Origin of the sequence: Aminobacterium sp. UBA4908, from assembly GCF_002398115.1 — a bacterium.
GTDB lineage: Bacteria > Synergistota > Synergistia > Synergistales > Aminobacteriaceae > Aminobacterium > Aminobacterium mobile.
In genome coordinates, this window is the sequence record NZ_DHCG01000002.1 from 312,086 (window position 1) to 329,130 (window position 17,045).

General features: G+C 46.3%; 21 protein-coding genes. 2 read left to right on the forward strand and 19 right to left on the reverse strand.

Annotated features, from left to right (window positions below):
* Positions 1–212: 212 nt before the first annotated feature.
* Complete coding sequence (gltX, locus tag B4J50_RS02365) at positions 213–1,529, forward strand: glutamate--tRNA ligase (RefSeq protein WP_024821987.1); 1,317 nt, start codon at positions 213–215, stop codon at positions 1,527–1,529.
* 113 nt (positions 1,530–1,642) lie between these two features.
* Here gltX and B4J50_RS02370 read toward each other — a convergent pair whose 3' ends face one another.
* From B4J50_RS02370 to B4J50_RS02435, 14 genes are read right to left on the reverse strand one after another with little or no spacing between them, the layout of a single operon-like run.
* Complete coding sequence (locus B4J50_RS02370) at positions 1,643–2,428, reverse strand: 4Fe-4S binding protein (protein WP_286846841.1); 786 nt, start codon at positions 2,426–2,428, stop codon at positions 1,643–1,645.
* 16 nt (positions 2,429–2,444) lie between these two features.
* Complete coding sequence (locus B4J50_RS02375; protein ID WP_024821985.1) at positions 2,445–3,440, reverse strand: respiratory chain complex I subunit 1 family protein; 996 nt, start codon at positions 3,438–3,440, stop codon at positions 2,445–2,447.
* Positions 3,437–4,675, reverse strand: a complete 1,239-nt coding sequence (locus B4J50_RS02380) for a nickel-dependent hydrogenase large subunit (protein ID WP_286846843.1) — start codon at positions 4,673–4,675, stop codon at positions 3,437–3,439. The genes B4J50_RS02375 and B4J50_RS02380 overlap by 4 nt, the downstream gene beginning before the upstream one ends.
* A gap of 11 nt (positions 4,676–4,686) precedes the next feature.
* Entirely contained in the window at positions 4,687–5,232 is a 546-nt protein-coding gene (locus B4J50_RS02385) for an NADH-quinone oxidoreductase subunit C (RefSeq protein ID WP_024821983.1), read from the reverse strand.
* Positions 5,229–5,693 (reverse strand): NADH-quinone oxidoreductase subunit B family protein, encoded by a 465-nt coding sequence (locus B4J50_RS02390; protein WP_024821982.1) that lies wholly within the window; start codon positions 5,691–5,693, stop codon positions 5,229–5,231. The genes B4J50_RS02385 and B4J50_RS02390 overlap by 4 nt, the downstream gene beginning before the upstream one ends.
* Positions 5,694–5,704: 11 nt before the next feature.
* Positions 5,705–6,046 (reverse strand): hypothetical protein, encoded by a 342-nt coding sequence (locus tag B4J50_RS02395; protein WP_024821981.1) that lies wholly within the window; start codon positions 6,044–6,046, stop codon positions 5,705–5,707.
* Positions 6,046–7,611, reverse strand: coding sequence for a proton-conducting transporter membrane subunit (locus B4J50_RS02400; RefSeq protein ID WP_024821980.1), 1,566 nt, complete (start codon positions 7,609–7,611; stop codon positions 6,046–6,048). Before B4J50_RS02400 ends, B4J50_RS02395 begins: the two co-directional genes overlap by 1 nt.
* Positions 7,608–7,955, reverse strand: coding sequence for a sodium:proton antiporter (locus B4J50_RS02405; protein ID WP_024821979.1), 348 nt, complete (start codon positions 7,953–7,955; stop codon positions 7,608–7,610). The genes B4J50_RS02400 and B4J50_RS02405 overlap by 4 nt, the downstream gene beginning before the upstream one ends.
* Positions 7,945–8,427, reverse strand: a complete 483-nt coding sequence (locus B4J50_RS02410) for an MnhB domain-containing protein (protein WP_024821978.1) — start codon at positions 8,425–8,427, stop codon at positions 7,945–7,947. Before B4J50_RS02410 ends, B4J50_RS02405 begins: the two co-directional genes overlap by 11 nt.
* Positions 8,424–8,696 (reverse strand): hydrogen gas-evolving membrane-bound hydrogenase subunit E, encoded by a 273-nt coding sequence (gene mbhE / locus B4J50_RS02415; RefSeq protein ID WP_024821977.1) that lies wholly within the window; start codon positions 8,694–8,696, stop codon positions 8,424–8,426. Before mbhE ends, B4J50_RS02410 begins: the two co-directional genes overlap by 4 nt.
* Positions 8,693–8,956, reverse strand: a complete 264-nt coding sequence (locus tag B4J50_RS02420; protein WP_024821976.1) for a Na(+)/H(+) antiporter subunit B — start codon at positions 8,954–8,956, stop codon at positions 8,693–8,695. The genes mbhE and B4J50_RS02420 overlap by 4 nt, the downstream gene beginning before the upstream one ends.
* Positions 8,949–9,329 (reverse strand): monovalent cation/H(+) antiporter subunit G, encoded by a 381-nt coding sequence (gene mnhG, locus B4J50_RS02425; protein ID WP_024821975.1) that lies wholly within the window; start codon positions 9,327–9,329, stop codon positions 8,949–8,951. Before mnhG ends, B4J50_RS02420 begins: the two co-directional genes overlap by 8 nt.
* A 1-nt stretch (position 9,330) precedes the next feature.
* Positions 9,331–9,573, reverse strand: coding sequence for a monovalent cation/H+ antiporter complex subunit F (locus B4J50_RS02430; RefSeq protein ID WP_034326581.1), 243 nt, complete (start codon positions 9,571–9,573; stop codon positions 9,331–9,333).
* Between the two features lie 14 nt (positions 9,574–9,587).
* Positions 9,588–10,073 (reverse strand): Na+/H+ antiporter subunit E, encoded by a 486-nt coding sequence (locus tag B4J50_RS02435; RefSeq protein ID WP_024821973.1) that lies wholly within the window; start codon positions 10,071–10,073, stop codon positions 9,588–9,590.
* Positions 10,074–10,497: 424 nt separating this feature from the next.
* Between B4J50_RS02435 and B4J50_RS02440 the strand changes: the two genes are divergently transcribed.
* Positions 10,498–11,424: a DMT family transporter gene (locus tag B4J50_RS02440; RefSeq protein ID WP_286846853.1), complete on the forward strand. Its 927-nt coding sequence runs from the start codon at positions 10,498–10,500 to the stop codon at positions 11,422–11,424.
* A 2-nt stretch (positions 11,425–11,426) separates the two neighbouring features.
* Here B4J50_RS02440 and B4J50_RS02445 read toward each other — a convergent pair whose 3' ends face one another.
* The 5 genes from B4J50_RS02445 to corA all read right to left on the reverse strand — a co-directional run bounded on the left by B4J50_RS02445 (position 11,427) and on the right by corA (position 17,012).
* Complete coding sequence (locus B4J50_RS02445; RefSeq protein WP_024821970.1) at positions 11,427–12,128, reverse strand: hypothetical protein; 702 nt, start codon at positions 12,126–12,128, stop codon at positions 11,427–11,429.
* Positions 12,125–14,020 carry a YgiQ family radical SAM protein gene (locus tag B4J50_RS02450; RefSeq protein WP_286846856.1) on the reverse strand — a complete coding sequence of 632 codons (1,896 nt, stop codon included), beginning with the start codon at positions 14,018–14,020 and terminating at the stop codon, positions 12,125–12,127. Before B4J50_RS02450 ends, B4J50_RS02445 begins: the two co-directional genes overlap by 4 nt.
* A 92-nt stretch (positions 14,021–14,112) precedes the next feature.
* Positions 14,113–15,165, reverse strand: a complete 1,053-nt coding sequence (locus tag B4J50_RS02455; protein ID WP_024821968.1) for a hypothetical protein — start codon at positions 15,163–15,165, stop codon at positions 14,113–14,115.
* A complete protein-coding gene (locus B4J50_RS02460) occupies positions 15,162–15,899 on the reverse strand; it encodes an SIR2 family NAD-dependent protein deacylase (RefSeq protein WP_286846859.1) in 738 nt (245 codons plus the stop codon). The genes B4J50_RS02455 and B4J50_RS02460 overlap by 4 nt, the downstream gene beginning before the upstream one ends.
* A gap of 42 nt (positions 15,900–15,941) precedes the next feature.
* A complete protein-coding gene (corA, locus tag B4J50_RS02465) occupies positions 15,942–17,012 on the reverse strand; it encodes a magnesium/cobalt transporter CorA (protein ID WP_286846862.1) in 1,071 nt (356 codons plus the stop codon).
* Positions 17,013–17,045: the final 33 nt, after the last annotated feature.

Sequence of the window (17,045 nt, forward strand, 5' to 3'; positions counted from 1 at the left end):
GAAGGAGCTTTATAGAGATGAAGCAAGACTGCTAAAGAGAGATGCCGACCTCATGGAGACATCGTCGGCGGCATTAGGCGTCTTCGGCGACACGTAGCGACACTACTAAAGAAAGATACCAACCTTATGGCATGCTTCTCTCCCCTATTTCATTCCAGAACATGTATAATAGCTGCGTTAATGGACATTAGACACAAGGAGGAATCCTGAAAATGGATAAAGAGGTTCGTGTCCGTTTTGCCCCCAGCCCTACTGGAGCACTCCATATAGGAGGGGGACATACGGCATTGTTTAACTGGCTCTGGGCCAGACATACAGGAGGAAAATTCATTCTCCGTATCGAAGATACTGACCGAGAACGTTCCACGAAAGAGTATGAAGATACTATTATGGCTGGAATGAAATGGCTCGGCCTCGATTGGGACGAAGGCCCAGATATTGGAGGGCCCTGTGGACCTTATCGGCAATCGGAACGCCTTGAAATATACAATAAATATGCCCAGCAACTTCTCGATGAAGGGAAAGCATACACTGATGGCCCGGCTGTTATCTATAAAGTCCCAGAGGGTTTAACTCTCACATTTAACGATATTGTATATGGTCATATTGAAGTGAGAAGTGAAACTCTAAAAGATATTGTCATGATAAAAAGTGACGGCATGCCCACCTATAACTACGCTGTTGTTGTTGACGACTATACTATGGGCATTAATTATGTCATTCGCGGAGAAGATCATATCTCTAACACTCCCAAGCAGCTTCTTATCTATAAGGCTCTTGGATGGGAAGAACCTCAGTTTGCACACCTCCCTATGATTTTGGGAAAAGACAAGAAAAAACTCTCTAAACGCCATGGCGCCACAAGTGTTTATGAGTACAGAGACATGGGATATATGCCTAACTCCGTCTTCAATTTTCTTGCTCTTCTCGGGTGGTCTGTAGGCGACGATAAAGAGGTTTTCTCTCGACAAGAAGCTATAGACGCCTTTGATCTCTCACGAGTGAACAAACGGGCCGCTGTTTTTGATATGGATAAGCTGAACTTTATTAATCAGGAACATCTTAAAGAGCTGGATCCCATGGTACGCCTCGAAATGGTGGAACCTTTCTGGCGAGAGGCTGGATTGCCAGTGGATAGCCATGACAAGAAATACCTCGCTGAAGCCCTGGAACTTATGGGGGGACGGGGCCGCACCACAAAAGAGCTTGCGGAGTATTCCGATTATTTTGTTTCCTTCGAGCCTGTAAAAGCTCGTTATGATGGAAGCGATCTTACGGAAGAGCATAAGGCACTTCTTAAAGTTTTTTATAGCGATCTTCTTACCTTAGAACCATGGACAGATGAAGCTATGGAAGAATTTGCCAGGAAATGGTCTGAAGAGAAAAACGTAAAGATGAAGATTTTGGCTATGCCCTTACGATGGGTTCTCACTGGCGTAAAGGTGAGCCCCGGCATTTTCGAGGTAGCCCGGCATCTTGGGAAAGACGAGGTCCAGCGACGCCTCGCTCACTACGATCTCGTAGAATAGAATATAGACCATAAAGAAAGGGACTCTCTTTTGCAAAGCTGTACAGCATCCTAAAAGCTGGGGGGAAATCCAGCGTTTGGTGGAGATGCACTTTAAGCAGAGTCCCTTCCTGTTTATTTATTATTGTTGCTATTATGATTGTTATTCTTTCTTTTTCTTTTCTTCTTACTGTCCTTATTTTCAAAAGAAGCCCCAGACCGAATATCCTGTTTTTTGCCCTTCGGAGAAAGTTCTTCCTTCGCAGAAGGTGTAGGTGGATCTTCTTCCAGTAATTCTTCAGGCCGTTCCGGCTGGCCTTGCCCTGATTGCTCCAATTGTTTTGGCGGCATAGACTGTTCCTGCCGGGCTGATTCTGGCAATTCTGGCTGCTTCGATTGAGATGGTTCTTCTGGCTGTTCTGGCTGTTCTGGCTGTTCCTGCTGCTTCGATTGCTTCGCCTCTTCCCGCTGATCTGCCTGCCTTTTTTCAGCCTCAACCTTCTCTTCCTTCTGAGGCGAGCCGGAATCCACTACTATTTGTTCTTTTCGATCGTATGAAGAGATTAAGAACTCCCTCGACATAGACAGACATTTTACCGGACAAATTTCCGTACATTGAGCGCAAAAACAACAACGGTCAGTATGTATCTGTATTTTTTTCTCGTCTGGTAAAAACTCGGTGGCATTTGCCGGGCATACTCGCACACAAAGCCTGCACCCGATACAACGAGCTTTATCGTAGTCCAGCCGACCTCTAAAATACCCTTTCGGCTCTATTGGTGGATGGATGGAGACCTTCCCCGTCTCTACTTCTTTCATAGTTTCTGAAAGAGAATCTGGCATAGACGAGAGGGGGAAGGGGTTCGTAAAAATACGATCGACCCATTGCCGCAAAAGTTGTAAAGACATTCTGTTCAACATAAAATGGCTCCCTCCCCTAAAGCATCACGTCAATGGACACAAGAACCATTCCTGCCAAAGACAACCCCGCTACATTTATCCAATAAAATCGTGAAGCCTGCCATATTTTGAGCCGCCCGAAAGCTGTGCGAATAAAGGTGACTCCCAAAACCTGGACAACGAAAACCTTTACCCAGAAACACAGGAAATCCACAATGAAAAGGGTGGGACCAGAGAGATTCACAAGACGCCCCACAGACCATGGCAAGAACAGAGATACAATAATAGCCGACAGTGCCAATGCTCTTAAAGCAAAGGTTATTTTGAGCAATGCCAAATTCGTTCCGGAATATTCAATAATAAGCCCTTCCAATATTTCAGTTTTCGCTTCCGGAATGTCCATGAAACCCTTGCCTGTTTCGCCAGGCACAACCAGTGTCAAGGCAACAAGCAGACAGAGGAGGCCCAGCAAGCCCATCTTCCCTACAATTCCCCACATGGGCACTCCTATAAACGTTTCCAAGCTAAATGGCTGACCAGGGACCCCATGTTTATACGCAACCCATGCCATGGTTGTCGCCACTACTGCCAAGGGAAGCTCGTAGCTCATCATGAGGATCATTTCGCGTTGAGCCCCTACGTTAGCTATAGGGTTTCCACTGGCGAAGCCGCCTACGGCCATGGCAACTCCCGAAAGACTGAGAAGATAGATAACGAGGATCATATCCCCTTCTGTTCCCAGGATAGGAGGCAGCGAACCTATAGGAATGTAAAGAAATATCAGTAACATAGTAGCCACGGCAAACCACGGTGCGCCGTTAAAAGCCCACTTCACCGCTCTGCGTGGAACGATGTTCTCTTTTCCCAGCAACTTCAAAATATCGTAAAAAGGCTGAAAGAGGGGCGGCCCCCAGCGACGTTGCATACGAGCATGAATCACTCGGTCTGCTCCATCAAATAAAATGGCTACCACCGAAACGAGCAACATGAGAGCCATGCCTGCTACAAGCTTCATAACAAAGTTGATAATCATGCCATCCTCAGCCTCCTCGTCTTATCTCTGCACATTTCCAAAAGCTGATTTTTCGAGTAGACCTGTCCCGCCTTATGACTACCACCAGTTACAAGGGTCCGTTCCATGCAGGAAATACAAGGATCGACACTATTGATAATGAGAGGAGCATCGGCTAATTCATTACCTCGGAACATGAGAGGCCATGAGACGGCATTAGCGTAGGTAGGAGCTCGAACTTTCCACCAAAAAACATGCTCATCTCCGCCTTTAAGGCGGATAACGTGGGTATCATCACCACGAGGAGCTTCGATGCAACTCCAGCCAATACCATCCGCCGCTTTCAAAATATTGAGGACTTTTACTAAGTTCTTCTCAAAAACAATATCTCCCTCAGGGAGTCCGTCAATAATTTTTTCTATAATGTCCAAAGATTGGTAGAGCTCCAGCACTCGAACAAGGAAACGATCAAAAACATCTCCATGAACTTCTCCAAAATAATCTTGAGGAACGATAGGCACCACATCTAGATCTGCGTATGCTTCGTAGGGGGCAGACCAACGAAGGTCACATCTGACACCACTGGCTCGAGCGGTAGGGCCTAGCGCACAGTAGCGCATAGCTTCTTCGTATGTAAGAACCCCCACATGTCTCATACGTGCCTTAGCCACAGGGTCTTCTGTTACTACATCGTAAAAAGCCCCAAGTTCATTGCGGTAGTATGCCACCATTTCCTTTATTACTTTTACCACGTCGGGCGTTATGTCCCAACGTACCCCCCCTACCGTCCCTACCCCATAGTTCACTCTATTTCCGGTGTAACACTCTAAAACATCCATGACCTTCTCTCTCAAAAGCATTCCTAAATGGAAGGCCGAGTCGAAACCTATGGAATAACAGGCCACTCCAGCCCATAATGTGTGGGAGTGGATTCTTTCAAGTTCAAGAACAAGAGAGCGAATATATTGAGCTCTTGGAGGAACTTGTATGTTCGCCGCGTCTTCCACCGCTCTAAGAAAAGCCGTTATATGGCTGAAAGAACAGATGCCACAAATCCTCTCAGCGAGATATATTACCTGAATGGGGTTTCGGTCTCTTGCCATATATTCAATGCCACGATGAATGGCCCCCGGCCGAACCCGGGCGTCTATAATTTTTTCTCCATCAAGATCAAGCCAGGCCGTGATCGGTTCTTTTAATCCCACATGCACTGGTCCGATAGGTACTTTATATGTATGGACTTTCTCCTTCGCCATGATTTATCCTCCTACGAGAGCTCACGAATATCTTCAGGCTGTGGTCCCGTTTCATCTCGACGCCACGGTTTAATAGATTCATCCCAATCTTCAGGTAAAAAGATCAAGGCCTTATTCTGAAGACCGTCGAAATCAACGCCGAGCATTTCTCGCATCTCCCGCTCGCTATATTCCACTCCAGGAATTTGGTTGTATAAAGATGGCATGGTGAGATCATTTTTAGGAACAGACACGCTCACTGTTACGCCGAGGCGTTTTCCACGGCCCGCACTGCGGAAAAGAGTGAAATGATAGTTCAAAGTGATGACATCACCATCATCGTTGCCAGAGATGATATGGAAATGCAGGAAGTCGAATGTAAAAAGAGTTTCAACAAGATCAAGGAACTTATCACGATCAATGGCAAGCCATAACTGCGAAAAAGAGAGGGCCTGATCTTTCCCTGCCCGATGTTCCCGCACATCTACAACCACACCGTCGCCGAAGTTTTTTCGAAGAGAGGCTACAACCTCTTCAGTTGTTATGCTATTTTGCACGTAATCATGAGGGATCTTCATGGTTTTTCCACACCTGCCTTCAGCAACTCTTCACGCTTCGCCTCAAGCTTTAAAACAGCTTTTGTCACACCTTCAATAATAGCTTCCGGGCGAGGCGGACATCCGTGAACATACACGTCTACGGGAAGAACATTATCCACGGGGCCTTCAAGGTTATAGGATTTATAGAAAACGTCCCCTGACGCACCGCAGTTGCCCACCACTATAACCACTTTCGGGTCGGGCATCTGGTGATAAATTCGAAGCAAGCGATCTTTCATGTACTTTGTAACAGGACCAGTTACAAGCAAAACGTCGGCATGGCGCGGCGTTCCCACCAGCTTCATGCCGAAACGCTCTATATCGTAACGTGGACTAATGGTCGCCACTATCTCTATATCACAGCCATTACATGAACCTGAGTTGCAGGTCATAACCCACAGAGATTTAGGCAGTACTTCCAGATATTTATCCAGCCTCATTTTCCCGCCTCCTACACTATGAGGATCAACGCAGCAATCACAGCAGCTGTTATTACAAAGTACCCTACATAGTCTCTCATGTGACCACTGTGAATGTTCGTTAAAATCGAATAATAGGATTCAAGAGCTTTCCTAAATCCCCAATAGGCAGAACTTGCCGGTACCGTAATCTCAGATCCGTCTTCCGGAACTGGGTTCCCGGACCAATAAATCTCATCTTGTTCCGTTCCTTCTTTATAATCCCGCCTTCCAAGAGAGCGAAGCCAAAGGGCGAAGAAAGACGCGATTAAGAAGAAGATGAGCCAAGAGATCACGTCCCAGTATCCAAATCCTGAATAGACTTTACTCCACACTATAGCCCACCTCCCATAATAGCGCCTATATACCCGCTCTGATCCACCAAGGCTTTCGCTGCCGGTTCAACCAAGTTGGAGAGTACCCAGGACGGGAAGAGAGAAAGCCCAAGAATAACGATGGTCAAGAGAGCCATGCCCATAAGCATACTCGCAGGCACTTCAGAAACCGAAGCATAACATTTTTTCTCCGGTCCCAGGAAGGCAGTTTGAAAGACCTTAACAAAAGAAGCAAGAGTAAGGACAGACGTTACAAGAGCCGCTACGGCAAGGAAAGGATGGAGCGCAAATGTTGACTCGTAGATCAGCAACTTTGACACAAAACCGTTGAAGGGCGGTAGGCCCGAAATCGCTGCCGCCGCTATAACAAACATGAAGGTGGTATAGGGCATCCGCCTGGCCAAGCCCCCAAGTTTATCCAAATCTCGGGTTCCCGTAGCGTAATAAAGAGATCCGGCGGTAAGGAAGAGCAATCCTTTATACATTGTGTAGTTGAAGATGTGGTAGATGCCACCCTTCATTGCCATAAAACCGTAGTCTGCCATAGTCTGGGGATTGCCGAGAGATAATAAGCCCACACCGAGAGCCAGAAGCATGTACCCTACCTGGGAAATGGAATGATATCCCATAAGTCGCTTGACTTCGTGTTGTACCACAGCCATGGAGACCCCAAAGAACATGGACGCCATTCCGAGAACAATAATGACCCACGGTACAAAAGAGCTTCCCATGGTGGTTCCATAGAGGGTATAACAAACACGCATCAATCCATAGAGAGAGGCCTGGCTCACCGCCACTAAAAGGCACGTTACGCCTGCCGGAGCCTCCGCATATGCGTCTGGCATCCACATATGCATGGGGAAGGCACCACACTTCATGGCTAAGGCTACAACGAGAAAAGCCAGAACTAATTTTTCCACCACTCCAAGATGGAGCATACTAGCGATACCAGCCATATTAAGGGCATTGTAACGACCATAAAGAGAGCCTATGGCGATGAGAACCATCATAGCGGAAAGCTGGGATACTAACATATATTTAAAGCTGGCTTCCACTGATTCCGGACGGTCTCTCCAAAAAGCCACCAAGCCAAAGGATGCCACTGACGATATCTCCAAAAAGACAAAGAAGTTGAAGAGGTCGCCGGTAACCATCATCCCGAGCATTCCTGCTGTTTGAAGGAAATAAAGAGATGTAAAACGGCTCAGGCCAGAGAAGCGATCCATGAAATGGATCGAGTACATAGCCCCCGCAAAAGAGGCAATAGACCCGGCAAGGGCCATGAAGGCGCTGAAAGCATCTATCTCCAGAATAATTCTAACTGGGTAGGCCATTCCGGAAGGTAAGGCCAACGTAGCCGTCTCAGCACCCATGACGTATACCAGAACGCCATTAACCGTTACAGTCCTCCAAATCAGGAAAGCCACGATCATTGTGATAAACGAAATACTGACCATCCAAACGTTCCGCAGGGTCTTCCCGCCTAAAGAAAACAGAGGCGTTGCAAAGGCTCCAAGAAGGGGAATGGCCAGGATCATTGCTGGAAGGTGTTCTTGCCAACTCATCCTCGCAACCTCCGTATCTCGTCAATATTCAACGTCCCATAATGGCGATATAACAGCATGATCAAAGAGAGCATCAACGCCGTTGTCGCCAAGGCAATAACAATTGCTGTCAACGTAAGAGCCTGAGGTGTAGGAAGAACCATAACGCCCTCACCTGCTGCTAAAAACCTCACAGGAACTGTGCCACCAGTGCGGTATCCCAAAACTATAAGGAACATATTCGTTGCTGATTCAATAATGCTTATACCGATAGCAATTTTCACAAGGTTCTTCTCCGTCAGCACGGCTATCAGACCCATAAGGAAGAGAACTCCTACTATGAGGAATGGGGCATTACCGATCATGGCCGCTCTCCTCTCCTATCTCGTAGTTATCGAACAGGTGAATTCCTTTAAACATGTAGACGAGAATCAAGGAAAGCCCTCCTGTCACCTCTATACCTACAGCTATATCCATTAAGGCAATAGTTCCCGAAGGAGGGATAATGCCGTGTCCGCTCTTCGCAACTTCAGCAGCGGGAATCGCTACAAAGTTATAAAAGAAGGAGGCGGGCATTCCCATAAATCCCAACACTAAAAAACACAAGAGGCCGAAGCCAAGCATAGCATTGTAAACGCTCTCCTGAAGCCAGAGTTTAAGCGTATTCCAGCCATAAGCCACGAGTAAAAACGCAAGGAATGTGGCCACCACAGCTCCTCCCTGGAATCCGCCCCCAGGCGTTACATCACCATGTATGATAACGTACGCACCGAAGATCACCATAAACCAGGCGAATAAATCACATCCAGTCCGAACAACAACAGAGAGAGGCTTCATTTCTTTTTGCCCCCTTCCCTGAACAAGGCGGTAACTGAGCACACAGCTGTAAAAAGAACGGCTGCTTCTCCTATAGTATCAAAGCCTCGAAAATCGAAGACTATGGAGGTAACCACGTTCTCGGCCGATCGATCAACAAGAGCATGGTCAATAAAATAATTGTCCATAGCCACCTGTCCTGGATCACCGAAGGGATGGATGGAATCCAGGCCTCCCCAAACAAGCCCGCCGAGAATCAATGCCGCAACTATAAAAAGAGTTTTTTTCACCGGATGTCACCTCCGGTTTTGCTCCGCGCTTTTCCGCACCCTCTCAATGCAATGATATAAATTGCCGTATTCAGGCCGGCACCAATAGCCGCTTCGGCAATGGCCACATCTGGCGCATGCAGAAGATAAAACTCTACAGCCATGACCAGACTAAAAACGCCTAAAGAGATGACAGAAGAGAGAAGATCTCGAAACCATACGGCGAAAAAAGCGGATAAAGTGAGCAGTACAAGGACGGCAAGATGGAAAATCTCACTCACTGACAACACCACCTTTACGTTCTTCTTCTTCCGCAAGACGATCAACCACTGCCATTTTGGGGACAATTCCACTTCTGTGCGCAGCCCGGGCAATGGCATGGGCTCCTGTAGCATTCGTTATGAGCAGAACCATCACCGCCACTACGGCGTGGATGATCAAAACTGTAAACCGACTCCCCCCACCTTGGTGTATACGGAAAGCAGCATACGCTATAACGGCCAACGACGTAAAAATGCTTCCAAAGGTCGTGCACTTCGTCGCTCCATGAAGTCTCGTATATACATCTGGAAATCTATAGAGCGAAATAGCCCCTAGCGTATTAAAAAAAAGCCCGATAGTAATAAAAATTCCAACGAGGTATTTCTCCAGCACCCTACATCCCTCCTTCTATGAAACGGGCAATAAACATCGTTCCCACGAAGGAAAGAGCTGCATAAACGATGGCCACATCTATCATTACTACTGAATCGAAAACAGCTGACAGCAAGATCATAATGGCCACAACGAGAGTGTTCACCGTATCGAGGGCAACAGCTCTGTCTGGAATCGTCGGACCAGCGATAAGACGACCGAAAATAACAATAGCAAGAATTCCGAGCACCATAGCTCCCCACATTAATAGCTGGATACTCAATCCGCCAACCTCCTTGCCCACCGAGCGAAAGAACCGTACACTTGTTCCTCCTCTGGAGAAACATCCAATACATTAATCCAATGGATGTAATAAGCCCCATCATCATCTACATCCACCGTTAATGTTCCTGGAGTTAACGTTATGGAATCAGCCAGAATGGTTTTGGCCACGTCGCTCTTCAGCCCTGGGTTTAGTTTCACGATCCCGGGATGTATATCTCCTGTTATAACTCGAGTCGCCACGTCGATATTAGCCTTAATGAGCCCTATGGCAAAAGGAACTAAAAGATAATAAAGAAAGGTTAACCATTTTAGAGGATTCAGCGCTTTAAAACTGAGCGGCTTAGAAGGGCTCCACGTGTGAGACGCAAAAGCGAGGATCGTCGCCAGAATCGCACCAATCCCTATCTCAACTAAACTAATGCTTCCACCAGACCACACGAGCAGCAAATACATCAGAAAGGAAGCTATAAAAATAAACACCTATGACAACCCCCCTTTTACTCGATGGAGAACAGTTTTTTCCCTGTCTCAAGATTGATATATTTCGCGCATACATTATACTCCGTGAAACTTTTCTTTGTAAATAAAAGTTTATCCCATATATCCCCCTCATTCCTCGCCAACACTAGCATATAACAACGGACATGTAGGAGGAGCAGCTCAAGCTCAACACCATTTCCCTCACTTCTTACTATTACCTGCGTGGAACCGCACTCAAACACCTTACGTACTGGCATGTAACCCTTTATTATCAACACTAAACATGAGATAATGTATCAAGATTTTGTTTTTGAAACTTTAGTTCACTTATCCTATGTTTTTTCTTGTCAGTTTTACGTTGTGCCTACAAACTCAAAAGATGCGACTCGTATTTTTCGTTTAAAATAGATGAGGAGTGACATGTATGTCTTTATTAACTCGATATAAAGTTTTATTTGCTGACAGCGCACTGGTTCTCATTGCCCTCTTTTGGGGCGTTGGTTTTGTGGCAATGAAAGGTGCCTTAGACAGCTTCCCTCCATTTTACCTTCTCTCTGTGCGTTTCACAGCCTCTTTTTTCATTTTAGCCCTTCTTTTTCGCAAGAGACTTGAAACGCTCACAATAAAACAGATTCGTTCCGGCCTCCTCGTAGGCGTTTTTCTCTTCCTGGGGTTCGTGACTCAAACTATAGGGCTAGAGTATACTACAGCGGGAAAACAGGCTTTCATCACCTCTACCTATGTTGTTATGGTACCTTTTCTTTCATGGGCGATACGAAAAATCTTCCCCGGAACTCTAACTTTTGTCTCTTCGTTCATCTGTCTCGTAGGGATGGGACTCCTCTCTCTTCAAGGAGATGGGGAGGCTCTTTTAAATCTTAACAGGGGAGACCTCCTTACCATAGCTTGTGCATTTTTCTTTGCCTGCCATATTCTGGCCATTGAATATTTTGCAGCCTCCATTGACCCTCTCGCTCTAACCGCCCTTCAAATCGGGACGACAGCCGTATTGAGTATCTTTTGCGCCCTCTTTTTCGAGACTTGGCCTGTAGCTATAGCCCCAAGCGCTTGGGGAGACATTGCTTTCACTGTGCTTCTTTGTACTGTCTTCGCCCTATCTGTGCAAAACGCGGCTCAGCAATTTACCCCCTCGTCTCACGCTGCTATTTTACTGAGCCTTGAATCTGTTTTTGGAGCTCTTGCAGGCATTTTGCTTTTGAACGAAACCTTTACAGCTCACATGACTGCCGGCTGTGTCCTTATTTTTATAGCCGTACTTCTCACGGAAGCGGCCCCTCTCATATTTCAACGTTTTATCGCTGCCTCAGGAAAGGAAACAGCGAAAAGCTAATGCTATTCTTTGCCAGCATGCACATCGTCGGACGACACGTCGTCTGAGGTTATGTGCTTCTTTTTAGGGGGCTCCGACGGTAGCTCGCCAAATATCTTAACTCTATCTGCCGGCATAGAGAATTTTATAGTCACTTTATTGCCCTGCACGCCTAGTTCCGCTTCCTCTACTTCTGCAGCAATGCCTGGGAGAACGTCAAACGTTTCTTGCATAGCATCTTTTGCCTCTCCCTCTATAGATTCTTTAAGTTCCTTCCCCTTCTTAATGACACTATCAGCTACAGGAATAGAAACCATGTTTTCCTTTGATGCCTCTTTGGGACGTATATAGTTTTTTAACTCTCTCAACTCTTCTTCCCGTGTTTTTTGTCGAGGGAGCAACGGAGAATCTGACGGAGATACAATGGCGTTTTCTATATCTTCCAGCGAGGTGGGCGTCGGTGCTGATGGTGTAGGTAATGCAGGCGTTGCAGGAGCCACCTGAAGAGCATCGTGTTGGGTATTCGTTCCATTTTCGTCTAAACCCATCTCTAAAACAGGTGGCTTAACAGGATGCTGAGGAGGAGAAACAGGGGGGGCATCCTCAGAAAAAGATTCACCAACGTCCCCCTGAGTAGCCAGATACCATAAACTTCCACATAAAGAAATACTAAGCGCTCCTATGCATATCAACACAAAGCGATAGGTTTTTAAAGGCTTTCTCACGGTTTTCTGCGCCTCCTATCACCACGCCTCTGGCGGCGGACATTCTTAGCCCCTTTCGAAGATCGAGAGGACGTAACGGGAGTTTTAGGCTGTGCGTGATCTTCGGGAGGAACTAAACAATTTTTTCCCCACCCTATCAGGTCTTCCCGATGCGCGATCGCTAAGGCCTCGCGAACAAGTCGGTGATTTGATGGCTTCCGGTACTGCAAAAGGGCACGCTGCATTTTTCTTTCTTCATTTGTTCGGGGGACGTACACCTCTTCCCCCGTTAATGGGTCTATACCCGTGTAATACATACATGTAGAAAGGCTCCCAGGCGTCGGTATAAAATCCTGTACCTGTTCTGGCATAAAATCAAGATCTCGCACAAACTCGGCAAGTTCAATAGCCTCTTTCAAGCCCGCCCCTGGATGACTCGATATAAAGTACGGAACAAGGTACTGCTTCTTTCCCAACTTTTTGTTCATGGCCTCATATTGATTCATGAACTTTTTATAGACATTCCCGCTAGATTTTCTCATAAGACGAAGCACTGTATCTGATATATGTTCTGGCGCAACTTTCAGCTGCCCGCTAACGTGATACCGACAAAGTTCTTCCAAAAAGTTTCCTTTTTTATCCGCCAATAAATAATCGAAACGTATGCCCGACCGAATAAAGACTTTTTTCACTCGGGGAAGGGCTCGTATCTGACGCAGAAGATGGATATACCCCTCATGATCTGCCTTCATGTTTTTACACGGTTCAGGGGAAAGACACTGCTTATTTTTACATGTGCCCCGCTCCATCTGGCTCTGACATGATGGAGAGTTGAAATTTGCTGTAGGGCCGCCTACGTCATGGATATATCCTTTAAAATCCGGAAGAGTGGTCAATAATTTCGCCTCTCGCAAAATAGACTCCTCCGAGCGACTTTGTATCATTCTTCCTTGATGAGACGCTATAGCACAAAAAGCACAGTCCCCAAAACAACCGCGATGAGTTGTGATACTGAACCGTACCTCCTGAATGGCAGGAACTCCCCCGTCTTTAGCGTACATAGGATGCCACGTGCGCATATAAGGAAGCTCATATACTTCGTCTAATTCTTGCGTCGTCATAGGTAACACCGGCGGATTCTGTACCACATAAAAAGTCTCGTGACGTTGAACGACAATCTTTCCGCGAATAGGATCTTGCTCCAGATATTGGATACGAAACGCATCGGCAAAAGCTTTTTTATCTCGAAACACGTCCTCAAAGGATGGACACTCTTCATAATCCCAGAGCCGCTCAAGAGTACGAGTTTTATAGCATGTCCCGGCTATATCTTGTATTTCAGATACAGGCAATCCCTTTTCAAGGAGGGATGCTACCTGGATTATCTGCTTTTCACCCATGCCGTACACTAAAATGTCTGCTTGACTATCGATCAGGATTGAGCGGCGAACAATATCAGACCAATAATCATAATGGGCAAATCGCCGCAAACTTGCCTCGATACCCCCTATAACAATAGGAATATCACCCCAGAGCTCGCGGATGCGGTTGCAATATACGATTGTAGCCCGGTCCGGTCGGTATCCCCGTTTCCCGCCAGGAGAGTAGCTATCTGTACTCCTGCTCTTTTTCGAGGCTGTCAGCTTATTGAGCATAGAGTCGAGGTTCCCTGCCGAAACCATAACGCCGAGGCGAGGACGGCCGAGACGCTCGAAATCTTTTACATTATGCCAATCTGGTTGAGGGATAATTCCTACACGATACCCCTCTCTCTCAAGAATCCTGGTTATAATGGCATGACCAAAGCTTGGATCATCTACGTATGCATCACCGCTGATGAAAAGGAAATCCAGTTCATCCCAACCCCGGGCCCGCATATCCTTCTTGGATACTGGCAAAAAAGTCTGAGTCAAAAAAGTTTCTCCTTTCAAACATAGAAACAAAAAAGTAGTAAGCGTATTCTACCACAGACTTTTCTCTACCTTGACATACGAGACAGGGTATACTAAACATCGTTTCTCTTAGGAATTTTTTCAAGAATCGCCCGTTCAATATTTTCTATTTCCTGCCGTTCCTCTGGGAGGATCGTCTGCATGATCTCTTTACGAAAAGCCATAGACAGTGTTGTTCGAGGCCGTTCCCGCTCACTTCTCGGCATTATCTCTCCCCCTGGAACTTCTCCCCAGGAAAACTTTTTACGGTTATAGTAAAGATCAAGATCTACAAAACGCTTGCCAGCCTCTGTATATTCGAGACCCATTAAAGCCCGCTTTACAATTTTAGGTTCCCAAAAAGTCAGAATGCGGATACAGTAGACAGAAACGGGCATAAGGATGTGGGCGTAGTCTTTTCCCCATCCTTCCCCAATAATCATGCCTATTTCCAAAGCTTCAAGAGCCAATCTGAGCCGGCGGCTATGGAGCCAATATTGCAGGTCTGCATCGTAGAGACGAATTTCCATTACGTTCCAATCCCGGTATCCCAAACCTGCATTGAAATAGTGGAGAGCCCTATTATTCAATCTGCGGAAGAGTTCTTCAAAAGGCATATCTATATAAAGTATGTCTTCAAAAACATCCCCCTTCGTTAATGCAATGCTCTTTTTCAAGGATTTTTCTGTAAAACAGACAGGGACTCCACTATTCTCCGACACAAAAAGCAGTTCCGGCCCAATTTTCCCTAAACGTCCGCCAAAATCATTTTGTATCTCTTTAATGACAGTGCGATAGTCCCCAAAGACCCGAAAAAAGATGACTCGCGGGAGCCTCTCCACGCATTCGATCATTTCGGTAGCATTTTCGTTGATAATGCGCTCTAAGATTTTATCTGGGTGACTTGTCGTAACGAGGATGGTAGGAAGAGTTCTCGAGGTATCACGACTATTGCTTACATAAAGAGCCGTTTCTTCTTGCTTCACGAAAGCAACAGTCTCTTCAAAAGACATATTCTGCAAAGAAAGTATAGCGGTGCCAAAACGCTTCTGAAGCCACGTTATAATCCGATCTTTATCCCCTTTTAAGATCAGGACGGGAGCCCCTTTCCGAATGAGGTTAATCATAGAGCGCCCCCTCTTTCTCCAAAAATAATTCTGTGGAGATGGACTAATACTTCCACAAGATTTTCCCGCACTACAAAAGAAGCCACGTCGTCATAGAGAGTCGGTTCCTGATTAATAATAATAAGCGTCGCTTTATGTCGAACCGCCTCCACAGGGAACAGGTTGGCAGGCGACACGTTGAGAGACGAGCCGAGAACGATAAAGACATCGCTAGTGGCAGTAAGTTTCTGAGCTTCATTTAAAGGTTCTTCAGGCAAAGCTTCTCCAAAAAGGACAACGCTTGGGCGAAGAAACCCTCCACAAAGGGGGCACGATTTTTCGTGCAACAAAAGATCGGAAGAACCCTCATGAGAACACTTTCGGCACCTAGCTCGACGCAGACTTCCATGAAGCTCCGCTACCGCTTTCGAGCCGGCTTCCTGATGGAGGCCATCTACATTTTGCGTAATGACCGCCTTCAAAAGTCCTCTTTTCTCCCAGTCTGCCAGCACATAATGAGCACGATTAGGCGCCGCTTTCTTTAAAGCCTTGATTCTGCAACGATAAAAGTCGAGGAACGCTCCAGGATTGTTTTCCATTGCATGGACAGATGCAAGCGCCATTGGGTCGTACTGTGCCCAGAGCCCTTTGGAAGACCTGAAATCAGGAAGCCCCGACTCCGTACTCATTCCTGCCCCGGAGAAGGCCACAAGGGAACGCGCTGAGCTGATGGTATCAGCTAAATTCCCGTACATGTTTACTGACACCTCCCTAAAAACAAACAGCCCCTTCAGAAGTTAAAACCACTTTTTGCGCTTAAACCACATACCCATCCCACTTATAATAAGGCCCATAAGCAACCAAACAAATATGTATCCCCACTTCCAATCGAGTTCCGGCATATATTTAAAATTCATGCCATATACACCTACTATAAAGGTTAGGGGGATAAAAAGTGTGGAGATGACTGTTAAAACGCGCATCACTTCGTTCATTCGGTTGCTTAAAGAAGAGAGGTAGAGATCAAGCATACTGGCAATTGTTTCCCGAAATGTTTCCACCGTGTCTATAACTTGAATAACATGATCGTAAAGGTCTTCGAAATAGGCCAACGTTTCTGGTTGTATCAAACGATTGTCTGTTTTTCGCAGCGAATTGACCGCCTCTCTCAATGGCCATACGGCATGTCGCAACGTCAGAAGCTCTCTCTTCCTCAGATAGAGGTCGTGTATGGAATGGGCGTCAGGATTTTCGAGCAAAGCCTCTTCTATCTCCTCTATACTCTCCCCTATGCACTCCAGAATAACAAAATATCTATCGACAATAGCGTCCATAAGAGCGTAAAGGAGGTAATCTGCGCCAAGACGCCTAAACCGTCCAGCAGCACTGCGAATTCGCTCTCGGACAGGATCAAAAACATCTCCTGGCTCTTCCTGAAAAGATAGGATGAGGTTATTTCCCAGAATAAGGCTGACCTGCTCAACTCGTATTTTCAAAGAGACAGGGTCTATATCGAGCATTTTAAGGATGACATATACGAATGCGTCATGATCTTCGGCTTTAGGGCGCTGCTCCGTGTTTAGAATGTCTTCTAACACAAGATGGTGAATGGAAAACCTTTCGCCAATAGATTCCACAACTGGAATATCATGTATCCCCATTATATCGAGCCATACCTCTGTGTCTTCTACGACATTTTTATCAAATTCATCAAGGCTGGATAAAGATTTTTCTGTAAATATATTTTCGCTATACTGCATGAAACGCAACGACGTCTGTCTCGTTTTCTGCTCACCTACATATACGAGGCTTCCTGGCGGAAGCCCTGTCTTTGCAGTTCTGGGGTTGCGTTTCCCTTTTACGGTCATAACCCTCCTCCTTAGCCTGAATATGGATTTGAT